The organism is Blautia sp. AM42-2 (genome assembly GCF_003480245.1).
Lineage (GTDB): Bacteria > Bacillota > Clostridia > Lachnospirales > Lachnospiraceae > Fusicatenibacter > Fusicatenibacter saccharivorans.
In genome coordinates this window covers 70,775-87,885 of sequence record NZ_QUIM01000004.1, presented here as the reverse complement: position 1 = coordinate 87,885, position 17,111 = coordinate 70,775, and the positions used below count along the sequence as shown (strand labels likewise).

Sequence of the window (17,111 nt, the reverse complement as noted above, 5' to 3'; positions counted from 1 at the left end):
TTGGCAATTCTGCTTTCGGATTTTCTCGAACCGTTCTCTTCTGTCCACTTTGCACAAACAAAATGTTCACTCTTATACAAAATGACGAAACGAAAAGTTTATATTCTCTTCATTGCATTTTTCTGAAAAATTCGCTATACTTTTCTATGATGTCTGCCAGCCGGAACGTTAATCGGCGGCACACTTAATTCAACAGAAAAGAGGAACAAATTATGAGTTTTTTCAGCCTGGACAGTAAGTTCTCGCAGATTATGGGCCGTGTCTTCGACCTGATGATGCTGAACATTATTTTCCTTATTATGTGTATCCCGATTGTGACAATCGGCGCCAATTTCACAGCAATGTACTACGTCACGCTGAAGATGATCAAAAATGAGGAGACGTATATCTTCCGTACCTACTGGAAATCCTTCCGCGAAAACTTCAAGCAGGCAACTGCCATCTGGCTCATCCTGCTGGCGGTTCTGATTGTTCTGATTCTTGATCTTCTGCTGGTCATGAGAATGCCGGGTACCATCACCTACCTGCGTTTTGTTTTCCTGGTACTGATCTTTTTCGAGGCCATGGTACTTTCCTATGTATTTCCGGTACTGAGCCGCTTTGACAATACTGTAAAAAACACGATCAAGAACTCCATCCTGATGGCAATCCGCCACCTGCCGTGGACCATCATGATCCTGCTCGTCAATCTCTGTCCGCTGCTGATCTATGTATTCTCCACGACAAAGATTGTCAGCTATCTGATTCTTCTGATGTTCCTTCTGGGCTTTTCCACGGTAGCGCTTGGATGCTCCTGGTTCTTCGTAAACAAAATCTTCCCATTCTATATGCCTGAGGAAGAAAACGAGGTTCTGACACCGGAAGAAGAATCCTTACGGGCACTCGAAGCAATGGACAGACCAAGCCCGCTGACTGAACGTTCCGATGACGCTGCTCCGGCTGAAACTACCGATGCTGCAGAAACTGCTTCGGAAGAGGAATCTGCAAGCCCGGCTGAACAGACAGAAACAGACGAAACAAACGAATAAATAAACTGCATTTCATAAACAACTCCCCGCCGGGAACCGCATCTGCTGCGTGTTTCCCGGCGGGGAGTTGTCGTTTTCTATTCTCTTTTATTTTTCAACACTTCTCAGGCATCCTGCTGTGCTTCCTCCTGTACCGCTTCCGGTACGATCATCGGAGGCATCGGTTTTTTCTCCTTTACAGCTTCATCAAACGTAATCGTAACCTTGAACAGGTCGCCGTCCAGATAAATGTTGAAGCTTCCATGCTGCAATACCGTTAGGTTCTTTGCGATTGAAAGACCCAGGCCGCTGCCCTCGGTGCTCCGGCTGACATCGCCGCGGATAAAACGCTCCGTCAGTTCATCTGCCTGGAAGTTCAGCGGGTTCTCGGAAATGTTCTTAATCGAGAGCTGAATCTTTCCGTCTTTTTTGATGGCATCCACATAAACCCGTGTTCCCGGCATGGCATATTTGCAGACATTTACGTACAGGTTCTCAAGCACGCGCCAGATGCGGCGGCTGTCCGCACGGATCAGAAGCGGTTCCGGCTGGAGAATACAGATCAGGTCGAGATTGCGGCCTTCGAACCGCTCCGCAAATTCTCCGTTCACCTGCTGTACAAGTTCGTTCAGGTTCAGGTTCATAAATTCCAGTTTAATGTTTCCGGAGCTGATCTTCGATGCCTCGACAAGGTCCTCCGTCAGCTGTTTCAGGCGCTGTGATTTTTCGTCGAGTACGCGGATATAATCTTTCGCTTTCTCGTTTTCAATATTTTCCCGTTTCAGCAGATCGACATAATTAATAATAGAAGTAAGCGGTGTCTTGATATCGTGGGATACGTTCGTGATCAGATCCGCTTTTAAGCGCTCGCTCTTCATCTGCTCCTGCACTGCCGCTTTCATTCCCTCTCCGAGCGAATTGACAATTCCGGCAAGCTGAAGGTTGTCTTCCCCCTGCAGCTCCGTCAGGTCAATCTTGTAATCCAGATCGCCCGCAGCAATCTCTTTTAAGCCATGTTCAATCTGTTTTCTTCCGGATGCCTCGCGCAGCAGAAGAAGCAGCACTGCGGCATCCATCACCAGGGTAAGGAATACGCCGAACATTCCGAAGCCGCAGCAGAGAATGATCTGCACGCCGCAGAAAACGCAGAACATAAGGATCGTTCGCTCCGACTCCTGTCTGCCTTCATAGAAGGTTCTTCCGGCAGACACAATCCGGTGGCCGACGCAGTACAAAAACGACTGTTTCCAGACGTTGCGTGCTTTGATCCGGCGCACCAGTGAGCAGTACGGAATCAGTGTGATCAGAAATCCGGCGAGGATGCCCGATGCGGCCACCAGGCTTCGCCATGTATCTGCTTCATTTCCATAGGATCCGCTGTAGATGTAGTTTCCGTCAAAATTCTGGATATAATGAACGCCGCCGTAGGAAAGTTCGATGCAGACAGCAACGATTCCAACTGCTCCCATCACAATCAGGATGGCGGCTGCAGCTGCGATTTCCGTGTACCACTGATCGAAAAAGTAAAGGCGGATTTCTTTGTTTTTTCCATTTCTTCCTGCCTGCAGTGTGAACAGGACCAGGCAGACCAGCGTTCCGATTCCGCCAACTGCAATCATCAGAAGAAGGAGCTGCATTTTCGGAAGCCACTGGCTGTAGATCTCACTGTACTGGGAGAAATAGTCGCTTGCTGCCAGATCCGGATCCAGTGCAACAAAGATCTTCTGATAATTATCTGCAATCTGATTGTTCAGCAGATAGCTTCTCGCTGCTTCCACGGCCGGGCTGTTTTTTCTTGTTGCATAAGAACGGACTTTGTCGGCACCGCCGGTCCGGTCAACAGCAAAGGCGAACGGATAGGGCGATTTCTGCGCAATGGCTGTTGTGTAACCATTTTTCCAGGAATCCACATTCGTATAGATATTTCCTTCTTTATCCTCCAGACAGTACCAGAGATTGGCATCGTCCGCATCGACGCTGATGCCGCTCTCCTGGTTTTTAAAAGCAGCAACTTCTTCCGTGACCCCGGAAAGTGTCATATACAGATCGCGGATGGATACCTTTTTCAGATTTGCCGCCGCGTACTCATAGAGGTACGTTCCCGCTTTCGTTTTCTGCGTTTCCAGGCTCATTCCCTGATCGTATAGATACAAAAACTGGGAGGAAACATCAGCAGGATCAATTTTTTTCTCTTTCAGGCTTTTCACTGCATTATCGGAAGGAAAGTAGACCTCGCCGTCCGGGGAAAAGCTGTCAAACGTCTCTGCATCTGCCGCGCTCACTTCTTCGGTGAGTGCGGCTACATCCGTCTCTTCTGTTTCCTGGCTCACGTCAGTTCCATCTTCGTATGCAAGATAGGCTTCTTTGTCAATTCCGGCATCGTTCGTCGCATAATTGTCCGCAGTATACGCTGCCACCTCATTGAGGTCTGCGCTGCTGCCGTCATCGTACATCTTGACAAGCTGGTCAATGGTGTACGTTGTACTTATCCCGCCGCTTCCCTCTCCATCGGTTGCAAAGGCACGGTAATCAATCTCTTTTGTTCCGTCGTATCGACCGTTTGTGCCGAATTTACTCATATCATTATAGTAGCTCATGACGTTATGAAGCTGCCGCTGCACCAGTGTGCCGCATGCGGTGGTTTCTTCAAACGCATACTTTTTTGCTGCCGCATTCGGCGTCAGGCCGACGCTGGAAAGCATCAGTGTCTGAATGCCCCCGAACAGCGCACTGGCGGCAAAAACGATCAGCAGAAGAAAAACGATCAACTTCCCCGTCAGGCTGTAGAGTTTTCGTTCTTTCACAATTATTCACTCCTTATTATTGTTTCTCAATCTTATACCCAATTCCCCATACAACTTTCAGATAGCGCGGCTCCTTCGGGTTGATTTCGATTTTCTCACGGATGTGACGGATGTGGACCGCAACGGTATTGTCCGCACCGATCGCCTCCTCGTTCCAGATGCTCTCGTAGATCTGTTCAATCGAAAATACCTTGCCTGGATTTTTTACCAGCAGTAGGAGAATGTTGTATTCGATCGGGGTCAGTTTGACTGGTTCGCCCTCGACGCTGACTTCTTTTAAATCGTCGTTGACGAGAAGACCCCCGACCTGATACACATTTTCTCCGTCGTCCGCCGGAAGATTTCCAAGTTTCGTGTAGCGCCGCAGCTGAGATTTCACCCTCGCCACCAGCTCGAGCGGATTGAACGGCTTCGTCACGTAATCATCCGCGCCGATGTTCAGTCCCAGAATTTTGTCCACATCCTCTGATTTTGCGGACAGAATAATGATCGGAATACTGCTCTTTTCTCTGATTTTCAGCGTCGCACGGATGCCGTCCAGTTTCGGCATCATGACGTCGATAATCAGCAGCTGAATCTCCTCCCTCTCGAGCATCTGGATGGCCTGCATGCCGTCATATGCTTTCAGCACATGATAGCCCTCCTGGGTCAGATAAATCTCAATGGCGTCTACAATCTCTCTATCATCATCACATACTAAAATGTTGTACATTTCTTCTTTCTCCACCTTTCATTTTTTCTTTTCCGGCACTTTTTTTCCGCGCCGGACCTCCCACATGATTCAAAGATGATTGTACCGCAAATTCCCTCAAGTTGCCAGATGTCTTTTGTTTTCATCCTTACTGTACCAAAGGAATCTTTAGGTCCGCAAAGGAAAATCTTAAGTTTCTATAAAGTTTTGTCTGTGAATTCAGAGCTCAAACATTTTTTAGACAATTGCAATTATTTTCTTAGCACATCCTGCTTGCCGTCTATGCGGATCTCAATAATTTAAAGATCATCAACGACCGGTACGGGCATGAAGAAGGGGACTTCTCCATCCGCCTTGTCGGACAGTTTCTGCAGGATTCCATCGGCAAACGCGGTGTCTGCGGACGCATCGGCGGCGATGAATTCGCATGTCTTGTTCCGTGTTCCGACGAAACAATGTCCAGGGATCTGTACCGGACGCTGCACTCCGCATTCGACATTTTTAATAGAACGAGCGAAAAAGCATATAATATTACCGTTTCCACCGGCTTTTATCTGCTTCCGAAAGACATGGATTCCACACTTCCGGAGATGCTCGCGCATGCGGATGCAATGCTTTACGAGGAGAAACAGAAACGAGATAAGAATGTTGCGAAAATTTTACCAAAATAGGAATTGATTTTTTTCCGGAAAGCAGTTAGAATACTTGAGGGATGATTTTTGAATCCCGTATTTCAAGCGAAACAGACCGGCAAAAACGGCTGTTTGATCAAAAAATTTCTAAAAAAGGCAGGTGAACAGAATGGATAGTTGTGATTCTCATGGGCGAAGTACCAGCATAGGACGGGAACCGGAAAATATGCAGGATGACGGCCATCCTTCTGTCCTGCTTTAATCTTAAATATTTTCCCTTCTTATCCTATGAAAACCCGAAGTAAGACACATGATCCAAACCAGTTTTGAAACGTAATTCTCTGGTTCTTTTTTCGTGTGCTTTTACTGCCCTGTGAGGGTTCCAACATGCTTTTTCGCACCGACAGCACGCATGTTTTTTTCTGCTGTCAAAAAAAGAATGGAGGATAACGAAAAAATGGAAAAACGAGTACAGGATTATACCCAGGAGATCCTGGATACAATCCGCAGTAACTCTTCTCCGGCTGTCATGGGCAGCCGCCTGGAAGATTACCACGAAAATGACCTGGCAGATGTTCTGCCGCTTTTAACGGTTCCGGAGCGATGCAAACTATACCGCATTCTGGACACGGACATGCTGTCCGATATTTTTGAGTATGCTGAATCCGACAACGTAGCCGAGTACCTCGAAGAGATGGATGTCAAAAAAGCCGCTTCCATCCTCTCCAAAATGGAGACCGATGCACTGGCCGAGGTTCTGCAGAAACTCGACAAAGCAAAGAAAAAACTTCTGATCGAACTGCTCGATCCGGAAGTACGCCACGATATTGAGATGATCGCCTCCTTCGATGAAGATGAAATCGGCAGCCGCATGACGACAAACTGCATCATCATCCGCGAGGATCTGAATGTCAAACAGGCGATGAGCAGCCTGATCGATCAGGCCGCAAAGAACGACAACATCTCTACCATCTTTGTTGTCAATGCGCAGCAGAAATTTTACGGAGCGATCGATCTGAAAAACCTGATCATCGCAAGACGCGACGAGACGCTCGAGGATCTGACCGTAACTTCTTACCCATACGTATATGCAGAGGAGCCGATCAACGAGTGTATCGAAGAACTGAAGGATTATTCCGAGGATTCTATTCCGGTCCTCGACAATGACAACCGCCTGCTCGGTGTCATCACATCATCAAACATCATCGACCTGGTTGATGATGAGATGGGTGAGGACTACGCGATGTTCGCAGGTCTGACCGCAGAGGAGGATTTAAAAGAGCCGTTAAAAGACAGTATGAAAAAACGTCTTCCATGGCTGATCATCCTGCTCGGTCTTGGCATGCTGGTTTCTTCTGTAGTCGGTATTTTCGAACAGGTTGTCACAACCCTTCCGATCATCATGACCTTCCAGTCCCTGATCCTTGACATGGCCGGAAACGTTGGTACCCAGTCCCTGGCTGTTACCATCCGTGTCCTGATGGATGAGTCACTGACCGGAAAACAGAAATTACAGCTTGTTTTCAAGGAAATGCGCATCGGTTTCTGCAATGGTCTTCTGCTTGGTGTTCTGTCCTTTGCTGTCATCGGACTTTTCATCTTCTTATTCAAGGGAAAGACCATGATGTTCGCATTTTCCGTTTCCGCCTGCATCGGCATCGCACTGCTTCTGGCAATGCTGATTTCCAGTGCAGTCGGCACCTGCATTCCGCTGTTCTTTAAAAAGATCCACATCGATCCGGCGGTTGCTTCCGGCCCGCTGATCACAACGGTCAACGACCTTGTCGCTGTCGTTACATTCTATGGCCTGAGCTGGCTGTTCCTGATCGAGATGCTGCATCTCGCAGGCTGACCGCGTAATCTGTACCGTAAAACAAAAGATGCCCTTTTAAGAGGCAGATATCAACTTTTTCTGGTTTCGGAAAAAGCTGATATTTGCCTCTTATCTTTTCTCTTCCCTTCTTTACATTCCAAACAGAAACCGATATAATAACAGGTAACGGTGCTTTTATGCTTTGACGTTTCACAGCGCCGAAAATATTTTGAAATGAGGGTTTTTGAAAACATGATTGTCAATCTCATCACCACAGTCTACAACTTTCTCTGGGGCGATCTTTTTACGATTCCGCTCCCAGGCGGCGGCAGTCTCGGAATCTCCCTTCTGATTCTTCTGCTGATCCCAACCGGCATCTATTTTACGATCCGGACACGTTTTCTTCCCATCCGTCTGTTCCCGGACATGATCCGTGCCCTGTCAGAAAAGAAAAATGAAAAAAGCAGCCTTTCTTCTTTTCAGACACTGATCGTTTCCACCGCAACACGTGTCGGTATGGGAAATCTGGTCGGCGTTGTCGCTGCAGTCTCCGCCGGAGGCGCAGGTGCTGTGTTCTGGATGTGGGTGACGGCTATCATCGGCTCGTCTACCGCGTTTATCGAAGCTACGCTCGCACAGCTTCACAAAGAAGAAGATCCTCTGTACGGCGGCTACCGCGGCGGTCCTGCCTACTACATTCACGATCTGGTTGAAGACCGCCTCAAGAAGAAAAAACGATACGTTCTGCCGGCTGTTCTGTTTGCCATTGCCGGTCTGATCTGCTGGTGCGGCATCAGTCAGGTAATCAGCAATTCCGTGGCTTCTTCTTTTAAAAATGCATTTTCCATTCCGCCGCTTTACACCAGTATCATGCTGGTGATTCTTTCTGCAATCATCGTACTGCGGAAAAATGCAACCGTAAAGGTGCTGGATTTTGTAGTTCCTGTCATGGCGGTCTGCTATTTCTTTATCACACTGTTTATCATCGCAGTCAACTTCCGTCAGATTCCTTCTGTGTTTGCGCGCATTTTTGAGGAAGCCTTCGGGCTTCGTCAGATGGCAGCCGGCGGTTTTGGTGCTGTTCTGATGAACGGTGTAAAACGTGGTCTGTTTTCGAATGAAGCCGGTTCCGGCTCCGCCCCATGCGCCGCTGCCGCCGCAGAATGTGACCGCCCGGCCAAAGCAGGCCTTGTACAGGCGCTCGGCGTTTTTGTTGACACAATCGTCATCTGCAGCTGCACCGCAATGATTATGCTGCTTGCACCAAAGGATCTGATTGATGGCCTTTCCGGCATGGATCTCTTACAGACCGCCATGCAGTATCATCTGGGAAAATTCGGTGTGATTTTCATCGCACTTACGCTGTTTTTGTTCAGCTTTTCCACGTTCCTCGGCATTTTGTTTTATGCCAGATGCAACGTTGCCTACCTGTTCGGCGACAAATGGTGCTTCCAGACCGCTTACAAGGTGCTGGCGCTTGTGATGCTGTTTATCGGCGGTATTGCGGCCTACACGTTTGTGTGGGATCTCGGTGATGTCGGCATCGGGCTGATGACGATTTTCAACATTATTGCGCTGTATCCACTTGCAGGTGAGGCGCTTTCCGAGTTAAAATCATATGAGGAGTCGAAGAAATCATAAGTCATCCATACTTATTGTTTCTGACAGAAGGGGTTTACCAAAAAGGAGGTTTTTACACATGATTATTGAACCATCAAATTATACGTATGAGACAATGCCGGACTACGAGGACGCAGTGGACGGTGCTGTGGAGATTCCGGTGACCGGAGAGGAAATTGAGATCCGCTATGCCCATGAAGTTGTCTACGACGAGGCACACAATCTTCATCTGGAAATTTTCACACCATTCCAGATGGCGCACCCGGAGCGCACCTGGCCGTGCATCACATTTATTCAGGGATCCGCCTGGATGAAACAGTATGTCTACCAGAAGGTCGGCATGATCGCCCGTCTGGCGCAGCGCGGCTACGTTGTTGCAATCGTCGAATACCGTCACAGCGGAATCGCACATTTCCCAGCGCAGATCATCGACGCAAAAAATGCGGTACGTTTTCTGCGTGCGCATGCGGAGGAATACAAGCTGAATCCATCGCAGATGTTCCTGATGGGAGATTCTTCCGGCGGACAGGTTTCTTCCGTTGCCGGCATGACCGCAAAGAGCGGAAAACTTGACGAGCCGATCAATGAGGAAAGCTGCGAGGTATGCGGTATTATCGATCTGTACGGAGCTGTTGATGTGACACTGCCGTACGGCTATCCGATAACGCTGAACCATCAGAAACCAGACAGCCCGGAGGGCATGCTGATGGGCTATGACATTACCGAGCATCTTGAGGAGGCTAAGGCAGCCTGCTCCAAAACATACGTGAACGAGGATTTCCCGCCGATGCTGATCGCACACGGCACCAAGGACACGATGGTGTTCTGCCAGCAGAGTGTCGATCTCTACCACGCATTAAAGGATGCCGGAAAAGATGTACAGCTGTATCTTCTTCGCGGCGCAGACCACGGCGGTGCCGCATTCTGGACCGAGGAAATGATTACCGTTTACGATAACTTCTTCAAAAAATGTTTGGGTGAATAACATGAGAATTGCTTACTGCGAAGATGAACCGGCGCAGCGTTCCCGGATGGAACTGCTGCTCCGCACCTTTGCGGAGCGAAAAAGGCTTCCTCTGACCGTGGAAGCCTTTTCAGACTCCGCCGCTTTTCTGTTCCAGTATCCCGGCTCGTATCCGTTTGATCTCATCTTTCTCGATATTGATCTCGGCGGAATGGACGGCATGGCGCTGGCGCGGAAAATCCGTGAAACGGACAGTGAGGTGCCGATTCTCTTTCTGACGAATCATAAAGAATATGTTTTCGAAGGATATGAGGTGCAGGCGTTCCGGTATCTCTTAAAGCCGGTGACAGAGGATACACTGTTTCCGCTGCTCGAGGAGCTGCAGGCGATGCGCGGACAGGAAAAGCCGCATCTGCTGCTTTCACTTGGCGGGGAGACGCAGAAGCTGTTTCTCTCCGACCTGCTTTTTGTGGAATCCGATAATCATTATCTGACGCTGCATACAGCCGCCGGAATGGAAACTTTTAAGAAAAATCTGTCGGAGTTCCGCGAAGAACTTTCTGCCGCATGGCAGGCTTCTGGTGAGACGGGGGAATGTTTTGCGGCCGCACACCGGAGTTATCTTGTGAATCTCGCTCATGTGGAGCGGATCACGCGGACGGAATGTCTCTTGTCGGACGGAACAAAAATTCCGGTCAGCCGCGGATGCTATGCATCACTCAACCATGCGTTCCTGCAGTTTTACCGGCCGAATGCGTTTTAAAGGTTTTGCATTTTTTAATTTCCAATTCCGAACGAACCGAGGTGATGTTTCATGGCGCACATTCCTTTTTTATCCCACTATCTGGAACGCAAAAATATCGAATACCAGAACCAGCTTCTCGCCCGCCAGGTCGAGGAAGTGCAGAATATCTATCTGACAATGCGCGGCTGGCGCCATGATTACCACAATCATCTGCAGTCAATGAAGGCATATGTTGAGATGGGACAGTATGATAAGCTGCAGGAATATCTCGGGCTGCTCGAAAATGATCTCGATCAGGTCAACCAGCTCTGCGACTCGGGGAATGTGAATCTCGATGCGATTTTAAATTCCAAAATTTCACTCGCCGAAAAGAACGGCATCCGCGTGGATTACAAGGCAGCCTGCCCGGCCAATCTTACGGTGAGTGATATTGATCTCTGCGCGCTGATCGGAAATCTGATTGACAATGCGGTGGAAGCATGCGAGGGCCTTGCGGATCCCTATATCCGGCTTTATATTGGTGTGCTGAAAAACCAGCTGTATATTTCCGTTACGAATGCAACAAAGGATACTGTGCGGAAGCTGGACAGCGAGTATATCACCACGAAGCGCGGAAATCACGGGCATGGGCTGAAACGGATCAATCTTGTTGTGGAAAAGTACGAAGGATATATCAACCGGCAGAACGAGCCCGGCGTTTTCGTGACGGAGATTATGCTGCCGCTGTAAAAAGCTCTTTCCAGAATTTTTTGATTTTGTCCGATGATTCTACAGAAAAATTTTGCAGAACGTGAACACTTTTTTTGCTGTTCGCGTTCTTTTTTGTTCCATTTACGTACTTTTCCCCCGTGTTTTGCATGAATATGGTAGGATAACTACAGTTCACGAAAGACATGTGACAGAGGAGGTCTTTATGTATTCATTATGGTCTAACTACATTTATATTCATCGGGAGCTGTGGCATTACAGCAAAAAGCCGTTTCTCTTTCAGGCACTCGAAATCGTCTCACAGGTGCTCACCGGCTTTTTCGGGATTCTGCTTCCTGCCGGGATTCTCCTGTTTCTGGAACAGAGCAGCGGCTTTTCCGGATTTGCACTTGGAACGCTCGTTCTCTTTCTTTGCTATGCCGTTGTTTTTGTCAGCCACACCTTTCTGCAATCGCGGAACGCCTGGCAGTATACCGAATTCCGGACCGGCTTTTTTACGCGCCGCCTTCTCTGTCATTTCATGCAGATAGATTATGCGGTTCTGACAGAACCAAAAACGCTGCAGCTCGCCGAAAAAGCCGTCGGAGCCACCTGCAGCAACTGGGTCGGCGTGGAAGGCATGTTCCGATACGATGTCACAATTTATTCTTCGTTTCTTGGGCTGATTCTCTACGCAGGACTGATCGGAACCGTCCATCCGGCTATCATTCTTCTGCTGCTTGTGCTCTCGGTTCTGCAGTTTCTCAGCTACCGCCGCGCGGCTTCTTACGAAGTCCGTCGCAGAGACGATCTGTCTGAAATTGAAGTATCGCAGCGCTATTTCCAGAAACAGTCGTACAACACATCCGCCGGAAAGGATATCCGTCTGTATCAGCTGAACGGATGGCTCGATGGTGTTTATCGCCAGCTCAACAAGCGGTATCAGAAAATTCTGTTCCGCATCCGCAGCGCCTACTTTGCAAATGATCTGCTGACACTTACACTACAGCTTCTGCGCGACGGAATCTGCTATGGCTTTCTGATTTACCGTCTATCCCACGGCACGATGACCGTATCCGGCTTTGTGCTTGCGCTCGGTGCCGTCTCCGGTTTTTCTTCATATTTTAACGAGATCACCGCCGCGCTCTCCAAATCCGTGCTCTGTCTCGAGCAGATCCGCTGGCTGCGGGAATTCTTCGATCTCCCGTTCCCTGCAGGCCACACGCTGCCGTTCCGGCCGGAACTTGCGGAAGAAAAACCGCTGGAAATCTGCTTTTCCCACGTCTCGTTTTCCCATCCGGGCGGCGATAAAAGGATCCTCGATGATGTCAGTTTTACACTCCATGCGGGCGAGCATACGGCACTTGTCGGCATCAACGGCGCCGGAAAATCCACCATTGTCAAGCTGATCTGCGGGCTATATCAGCCAACGGAAGGGAATATCACCATCAACGGCATTCCCCTTGGCAGTCTGAATCCGGCACAGTATTACAAAGCAATCGCGGCGGTCTTTCAGGACCCGTTTGCACTCTCGTTTTCGATTGCAGAAAATGTGAGCTGCTCCCCACTGGAAGAGACCGATCGTAACCGTTGCCGAGAAGCACTCATCCGCGCCGGACTCTGGGAAAAAATTGCAAGTCTGCCGCAGAAAGAAGAAACCTATCTTGGCAAGGATATGGCGGACGACGGCATTACGCTTTCCGGCGGTGAAATGCAAAAACTGATGATGGCGCGGGCACTCTATAAAAATTGCCATCTGCTCCTGCTCGATGAGCCGACGGCTGCGCTCGATGCAATCTCGGAAAATAAAATGTACGAAACCTACAGCACACTGCTGAAAAATAAGACTGCGCTTTTCATCTCGCACCGTCTTGCATCGACACGCTTCTGCGATACGATCCTGTTTCTCGAAAACGGAAAGATCAAAGAATGCGGAACCCACGATGAGCTGATTGCCCTTGGCGGATCGTATGCGCATATGTTTGAGGTGCAGAGCCAGTATTATCAGGAAACGGAGGAAGATATCTGATGAAAATGAAAGAACGGTTTCATGCCATCTGCCGCTTTTTAACTATGGTGAGCCAGGGCAATCACCGCGTGCTGTTCTGGCTTCTCGGAAGCGCTTTTGCAGCTGCAACGCTGCCGTATCTCTCCTTGTTTTTCTCGGCGCGAATTTTGAATTTACTGCTTGCAAAGTCGTACCGCGCCTGTCTGTATACTGTTGTCGTCTTTCTGCTTACGCAGTATGGGCTGGGATTGTTTGAAAAAATCTGCCGTCAGTATCTCGACGGCCAAAAAGAACTCTGTCTTGCACGCACGGAACAGAAAATCACCGCAAAGGCGCTGGAGCTGGAGTTTGAGAAATTCGAAAAAACAGAGACGATGGATGCCATCCGGCGCACCAACGTCTCCTCCATGGGATCGGGAAATGTGGGTGACCAGCTCATTGTCATTCATACGCTGATCACTTCCCTGCTCTCGGTTCTCTATGCCCTGTTTTTCCTGCTCCGTCTGTTTCTTCTGTCCGACAGCAGCAGGAATAACTTTTTCACCTCGTCGTTTTCGATGCTTGCACTGCTCCTGCTCTGTGGTGTGCAGCTTGCACTTTCCTCCCGCATCAACCGCAGGAGTACGCAGAAAAAGATAGAGCTGAACCAGGGCAACGACCATTCCAACTCGGTTGCCAATTATCTCGTTAATGTGATGCTTGAAGAACGGCGCGCGGACGATATCCGCATCGGTCATCTCGATCATTTTCTCGACGTACAGTTTGGAAAAGCCATGGAACACTTTCTGCCGATGTACCTCGACTTCGCCCGCTTCTCCGCCATCACAGACGGAAAAAACGCGCTGCTTTCGCTCCTTTCCAATTTCGCTGCGTACCTTGTGATCGGCGCCAGGGCTCTGTACGGCGTTCTCCCCATTGGGGATGTTCTTCTGTATGCCGGTTCCGTGACACGCGCCATGAGTGATCTTCAGACATTTCTCGCAACCGGATCGGAGTTCGACTATATCAATTCCTATCTCTCGACCTATGAGGATTTCATTGCGCAGCCGTCTATGGCCTACGACGGTACACTGCCGATTGAGAAACGCGACGACGGCCAGTACGAATTTGCATTCCACGATGTCTCATTCTCTTATCCCGGTGCGAATATTCCGGTACTCGAACATGTGACACTGTCCTTTGCCGTCGGCGAAAAAACCGCCCTCGTTGGCCGTAACGGAGCCGGAAAGACAACACTCATCAAGCTGCTCTGCCGCCTGTATGAGCCAACTTCAGGTTACATCACCCTGAATGGCATTGACATCCGCAAATATAGCTACAAAGAGTACACGCAGGCATTCTCCGTCGTTTTCCAGGATTTCCACCTGTTTTCCCTCCCGCTCGACGAAAACATCGCCGCCGGAACCGAGATTGATGAAGCTGCTTTGCAATCCTCTCTTGCAAAAGTCGGTCTCACCGACCGTGTACAGCAACTCCCGCAGGGCGTCCGCACCCGCCTTTACAACAACAACGGCTCCGGTGTCGACCTTTCCGGCGGCGAGGCCCAGCGCACCGCCATCGCCCGCGCCCTCTACAAGGATGCCCCGTTCGTCATCCTCGACGAGCCGACCGCAGCCCTCGACCCGATCGCTGAGGCTGAAATCTACGAACAGTTCAGCCAGATGACCGCCGGCAAAACCGCTGTCTACATCTCCCACCGCATGAGCAGCTGCAAATTCTGCGACCGCATCATCGTCCTCGACCACGGCCGCATCGCCGAAGACGGAACCCACGACACCCTCCTCGCAAACCACGGCATCTACGCCAATCTTTACGAAACCCAGGCCCAATACTACACCTGAGTCCTCACCCTCCCGTCCCCCACAACGTAAATGGGAGTCAGAAAAACACAACCCCTGGCAGTTCGTGCTAAGAACTTCCAGGGGTTGTGTTTTTCTGGCTCCCCTCCACTTATTTCAGGAATGCAAACGGCTCCTCATCATGAATAAAATGCATCAGATGATAAGAACACATAATTGCTACATTTTCTTCCTTTAAGATTCTCTTTGCCTCCTCGCGGTCAGCAAGGACAACTTCGATCACTTCGCTCTCTTCGAGGTATTTGCGGCTGATCTCGCCCTCGCACCAGCCGTAAACGGCAGAGCATGCTTCATCGGTCAGGCCGATTGTGGTGAAGAACGGTTTCTCGTAGCAGGGATCTACTTTCAACGGGTGAAACGTAAGACCGGTCTCCTCATGCATCTCGCGCACGGCAGCCTCATGGAACTCCTCGCCCGGTTCCACCAGGCCTGCCGGGAATTCGTAGATGTAGTCATCAATGGAAACGCGGTACTGGCGCACCAGGACAATTTTGTCGCGTTTTTCCCCGTACAGACTGTACATCAGCACGCCGTCCGGCGTATTTTTCCTTGTTTTAATCTTCATCTGCTCGATGGATTTTGCGCGGGAAGCCACGTAATAGCGGAAGTGATGGTTTACTTTGTTTGTCCCTTCCACCAGGTAAAGATTTACGAACGGATTTTCCGTCTGTTTTGTGATTTTTTCAACATTCGGCATAAGTAACAACCTCTTTCTTTTCTCTTTTACTGGTCAAAATCAGCCTCAAACACGCCCTCCGGGGTGCGCATCGTCAGCACGCCGAGGTTGAATTCATCATCCATCACCGTGATGTGGTACTCGAAAATCACATCATCATCAAATTTCGATAATACCACATAGGAACCGTTCTCTTTTCCCTCGATCTGGTCGCAGATGTCATCGTAAACATCGCTTCCCGAAATCGGCCGCGGATAGCCGGATTCTTTGATTTTCTTTTCAATCATTTCATATAATTCGTTCATGTTCTGCCCTCGTTTTTCTTTTTATCTGTTATGTTTCATTGTACCACGAAAAGACCCGCGGGGACAATCCATTGCGGCGATTCACCGTGAACTTTTTTTATTTTCATACATCTTCTGGTCCGCCTGTTTCATGATGACGGATTCCGAGATTTCCATGTTTTCCCGGACCATTCCGCCGACGGTGCCGTTGATTCTGTTGTACGCCGTCATGATGCCCTCTGCGCCGCTCTCCTCAATACATCTGCCGAACGGCTCGAGATACAGCTCATATTTATTCCGCGGGTCAATCGAAGAGTTCTTCCAGCCGCGGCCGACCTCGGTGTTGTTTCCATAGAAGTGTTTCAGGGTTGATGCACAGCGCAGATATTTTGGATCGTCGCCCTGCATTCCCTCGATGTAAGCGCCGGCCATTTTTCCGGCCAGCACAGGGTCCTCGCCGTAGCCCTCCTCGTTTCTTCCCCATCTCGGATCACGCTCGAGGTCAACGGTCGGTGCCCAGCGGCTGAGGCCATAGTCCGGATGACGGTGCCAGATGACTCGCGCTTCGGTTCCTGTCACTTCACCAGCCTGTTTTATCAGCTCTGGATCCCACGAGGCACTCATGCCGATCGGCTGCGGGAAGGATGTCGTCACGTCCGGCTTTCCTTTACGATCTCAACCGCCTCTTTCACCAGCTCTTCGATGCGGTCGAATTCGTTGTTTTCAATCATCGTATTTTTTACCATCCAGCTTCCGCCGCATGCTGCGATGCGGTCGTATGCCAGGTATTCTCTTACATTCTGCGGGTTGATGCCGCCGGTCGGCATGAATTTCATCATGGTGTACGGTGCTGCGATGGCACGGATGTATTTCAGTCCGCCTGCCGGTTCTGCCGGGAAGAATTTCACCATGGTGAGCCCAAGACCGATCGCCTGCTCCATCTCAGTCGGGGTCACGATGCCCGGGATCACTGGTACTTCGTGTGCCTGGCACCATTTTACTACCTCCGGGTTGAGGCCCGGGCTGACGATAAATTTTGCTCCGGCTTTCACGGCGCGGTCCGCCTGCTCGGTTGTGAGCACAGTTCCGGCTCCCACCAGCATCTCCGGGAATTTTTCGCTCATAATGCGGATGGATTCTTCTGCCGCATCAGTGCGGAAGGTCACTTCGGCGCAGGCAAGTCCGCCCTTGCAGAGAGCTTCGGCAAGCGGCTCTGCTTTTGCTGCATCCTGTAAAACGACAACCGGCACAATGCCATATGTTCCAAGCTGTTCGAGAATCTGATTCATGATAGCTGTTCCTCCGTTTTGATCTTTATCTG

At 49.8% G+C, this 17,111-nt stretch carries 15 protein-coding genes; 9 read left to right on the top strand and 6 right to left on the bottom strand.

The features are described 5' to 3' along the window. Positions 1–212: 212 nt before the first annotated feature. Positions 213–1,028, top strand: coding sequence for a YesL family protein (locus DW915_RS06890; RefSeq protein WP_070100805.1), 816 nt, complete (start codon positions 213–215; stop codon positions 1,026–1,028). Positions 1,029–1,132: 104 nt separating this feature from the next. Here DW915_RS06890 and DW915_RS06885 read toward each other — a convergent pair whose 3' ends face one another. Further along, a complete protein-coding gene (locus DW915_RS06885) occupies positions 1,133–3,811 on the bottom strand; it encodes a sensor histidine kinase (RefSeq protein WP_117509947.1) in 2,679 nt (892 codons plus the stop codon). A gap of 16 nt (positions 3,812–3,827) precedes the next feature. Continuing rightward, positions 3,828–4,523: a response regulator transcription factor gene (locus DW915_RS06880; protein ID WP_022461396.1), complete on the bottom strand. Its 696-nt coding sequence runs from the start codon at positions 4,521–4,523 to the stop codon at positions 3,828–3,830. Positions 4,524–4,768: 245 nt separating this feature from the next. Here DW915_RS06880 and DW915_RS06875 point away from each other — a divergent pair, with 245 nt between their 5' ends. From DW915_RS06875 to DW915_RS06840, 8 genes are all read left to right on the top strand, one after another. Further along, the gene (locus DW915_RS06875; RefSeq protein ID WP_082424869.1) at positions 4,769–5,173 is read left to right on the top strand and encodes a GGDEF domain-containing protein; all 405 of its coding nucleotides are present in this window, start codon (positions 4,769–4,771) and stop codon (positions 5,171–5,173) included. Positions 5,174–5,591: 418 nt separating this feature from the next. Continuing rightward, positions 5,592–6,986: a magnesium transporter gene (gene mgtE, locus DW915_RS06870; RefSeq protein ID WP_022461398.1), complete on the top strand. Its 1,395-nt coding sequence runs from the start codon at positions 5,592–5,594 to the stop codon at positions 6,984–6,986. A 213-nt stretch (positions 6,987–7,199) separates the two neighbouring features. Then, complete coding sequence (locus DW915_RS06865) at positions 7,200–8,588, top strand: alanine/glycine:cation symporter family protein (RefSeq protein WP_118741837.1); 1,389 nt, start codon at positions 7,200–7,202, stop codon at positions 8,586–8,588. A gap of 58 nt (positions 8,589–8,646) precedes the next feature. After that, a complete protein-coding gene (locus DW915_RS06860) occupies positions 8,647–9,552 on the top strand; it encodes an alpha/beta hydrolase (RefSeq protein WP_022461400.1) in 906 nt (301 codons plus the stop codon). Between the two features lies 1 nt (position 9,553). Continuing rightward, positions 9,554–10,294: a LytR/AlgR family response regulator transcription factor gene (locus tag DW915_RS06855; protein WP_055219161.1), complete on the top strand. Its 741-nt coding sequence runs from the start codon at positions 9,554–9,556 to the stop codon at positions 10,292–10,294. 51 nt (positions 10,295–10,345) lie between these two features. Then, positions 10,346–11,005 (top strand): sensor histidine kinase, encoded by a 660-nt coding sequence (locus DW915_RS06850; RefSeq protein WP_055219159.1) that lies wholly within the window; start codon positions 10,346–10,348, stop codon positions 11,003–11,005. 184 nt (positions 11,006–11,189) lie between these two features. After that, the gene (locus DW915_RS06845; RefSeq protein WP_055219157.1) at positions 11,190–12,992 is read left to right on the top strand and encodes an ABC transporter ATP-binding protein; all 1,803 of its coding nucleotides are present in this window, start codon (positions 11,190–11,192) and stop codon (positions 12,990–12,992) included. Next, on the top strand, positions 12,992–14,812 hold the full coding sequence (locus tag DW915_RS06840; protein ID WP_118741836.1) for an ABC transporter ATP-binding protein: 1,821 nt from the start codon (positions 12,992–12,994) through the stop codon (positions 14,810–14,812). The genes DW915_RS06845 and DW915_RS06840 overlap by 1 nt, the downstream gene beginning before the upstream one ends. Positions 14,813–14,921: 109 nt before the next feature. On the opposite strand, the gene DW915_RS06835 is transcribed toward DW915_RS06840, so the two are convergent. From DW915_RS06835 to DW915_RS06820, 4 genes are all read right to left on the bottom strand, one after another. Further along, the gene (locus tag DW915_RS06835; RefSeq protein WP_055219153.1) at positions 14,922–15,527 is read right to left on the bottom strand and encodes an NUDIX hydrolase; all 606 of its coding nucleotides are present in this window, start codon (positions 15,525–15,527) and stop codon (positions 14,922–14,924) included. A gap of 26 nt (positions 15,528–15,553) precedes the next feature. Next, positions 15,554–15,811 carry a hypothetical protein gene (locus DW915_RS06830; RefSeq protein WP_022461406.1) on the bottom strand — a complete coding sequence of 86 codons (258 nt, stop codon included), beginning with the start codon at positions 15,809–15,811 and terminating at the stop codon, positions 15,554–15,556. An 81-nt stretch (positions 15,812–15,892) separates the two neighbouring features. Next, positions 15,893–16,444, bottom strand: a complete 552-nt coding sequence (locus DW915_RS06825) for a glycoside hydrolase family 3 N-terminal domain-containing protein (protein WP_243033801.1) — start codon at positions 16,442–16,444, stop codon at positions 15,893–15,895. Then, positions 16,441–17,079: a bifunctional 4-hydroxy-2-oxoglutarate aldolase/2-dehydro-3-deoxy-phosphogluconate aldolase gene (locus DW915_RS06820; protein ID WP_055265555.1), complete on the bottom strand. Its 639-nt coding sequence runs from the start codon at positions 17,077–17,079 to the stop codon at positions 16,441–16,443. Before DW915_RS06820 ends, DW915_RS06825 begins: the two co-directional genes overlap by 4 nt. Positions 17,080–17,111: the final 32 nt, after the last annotated feature.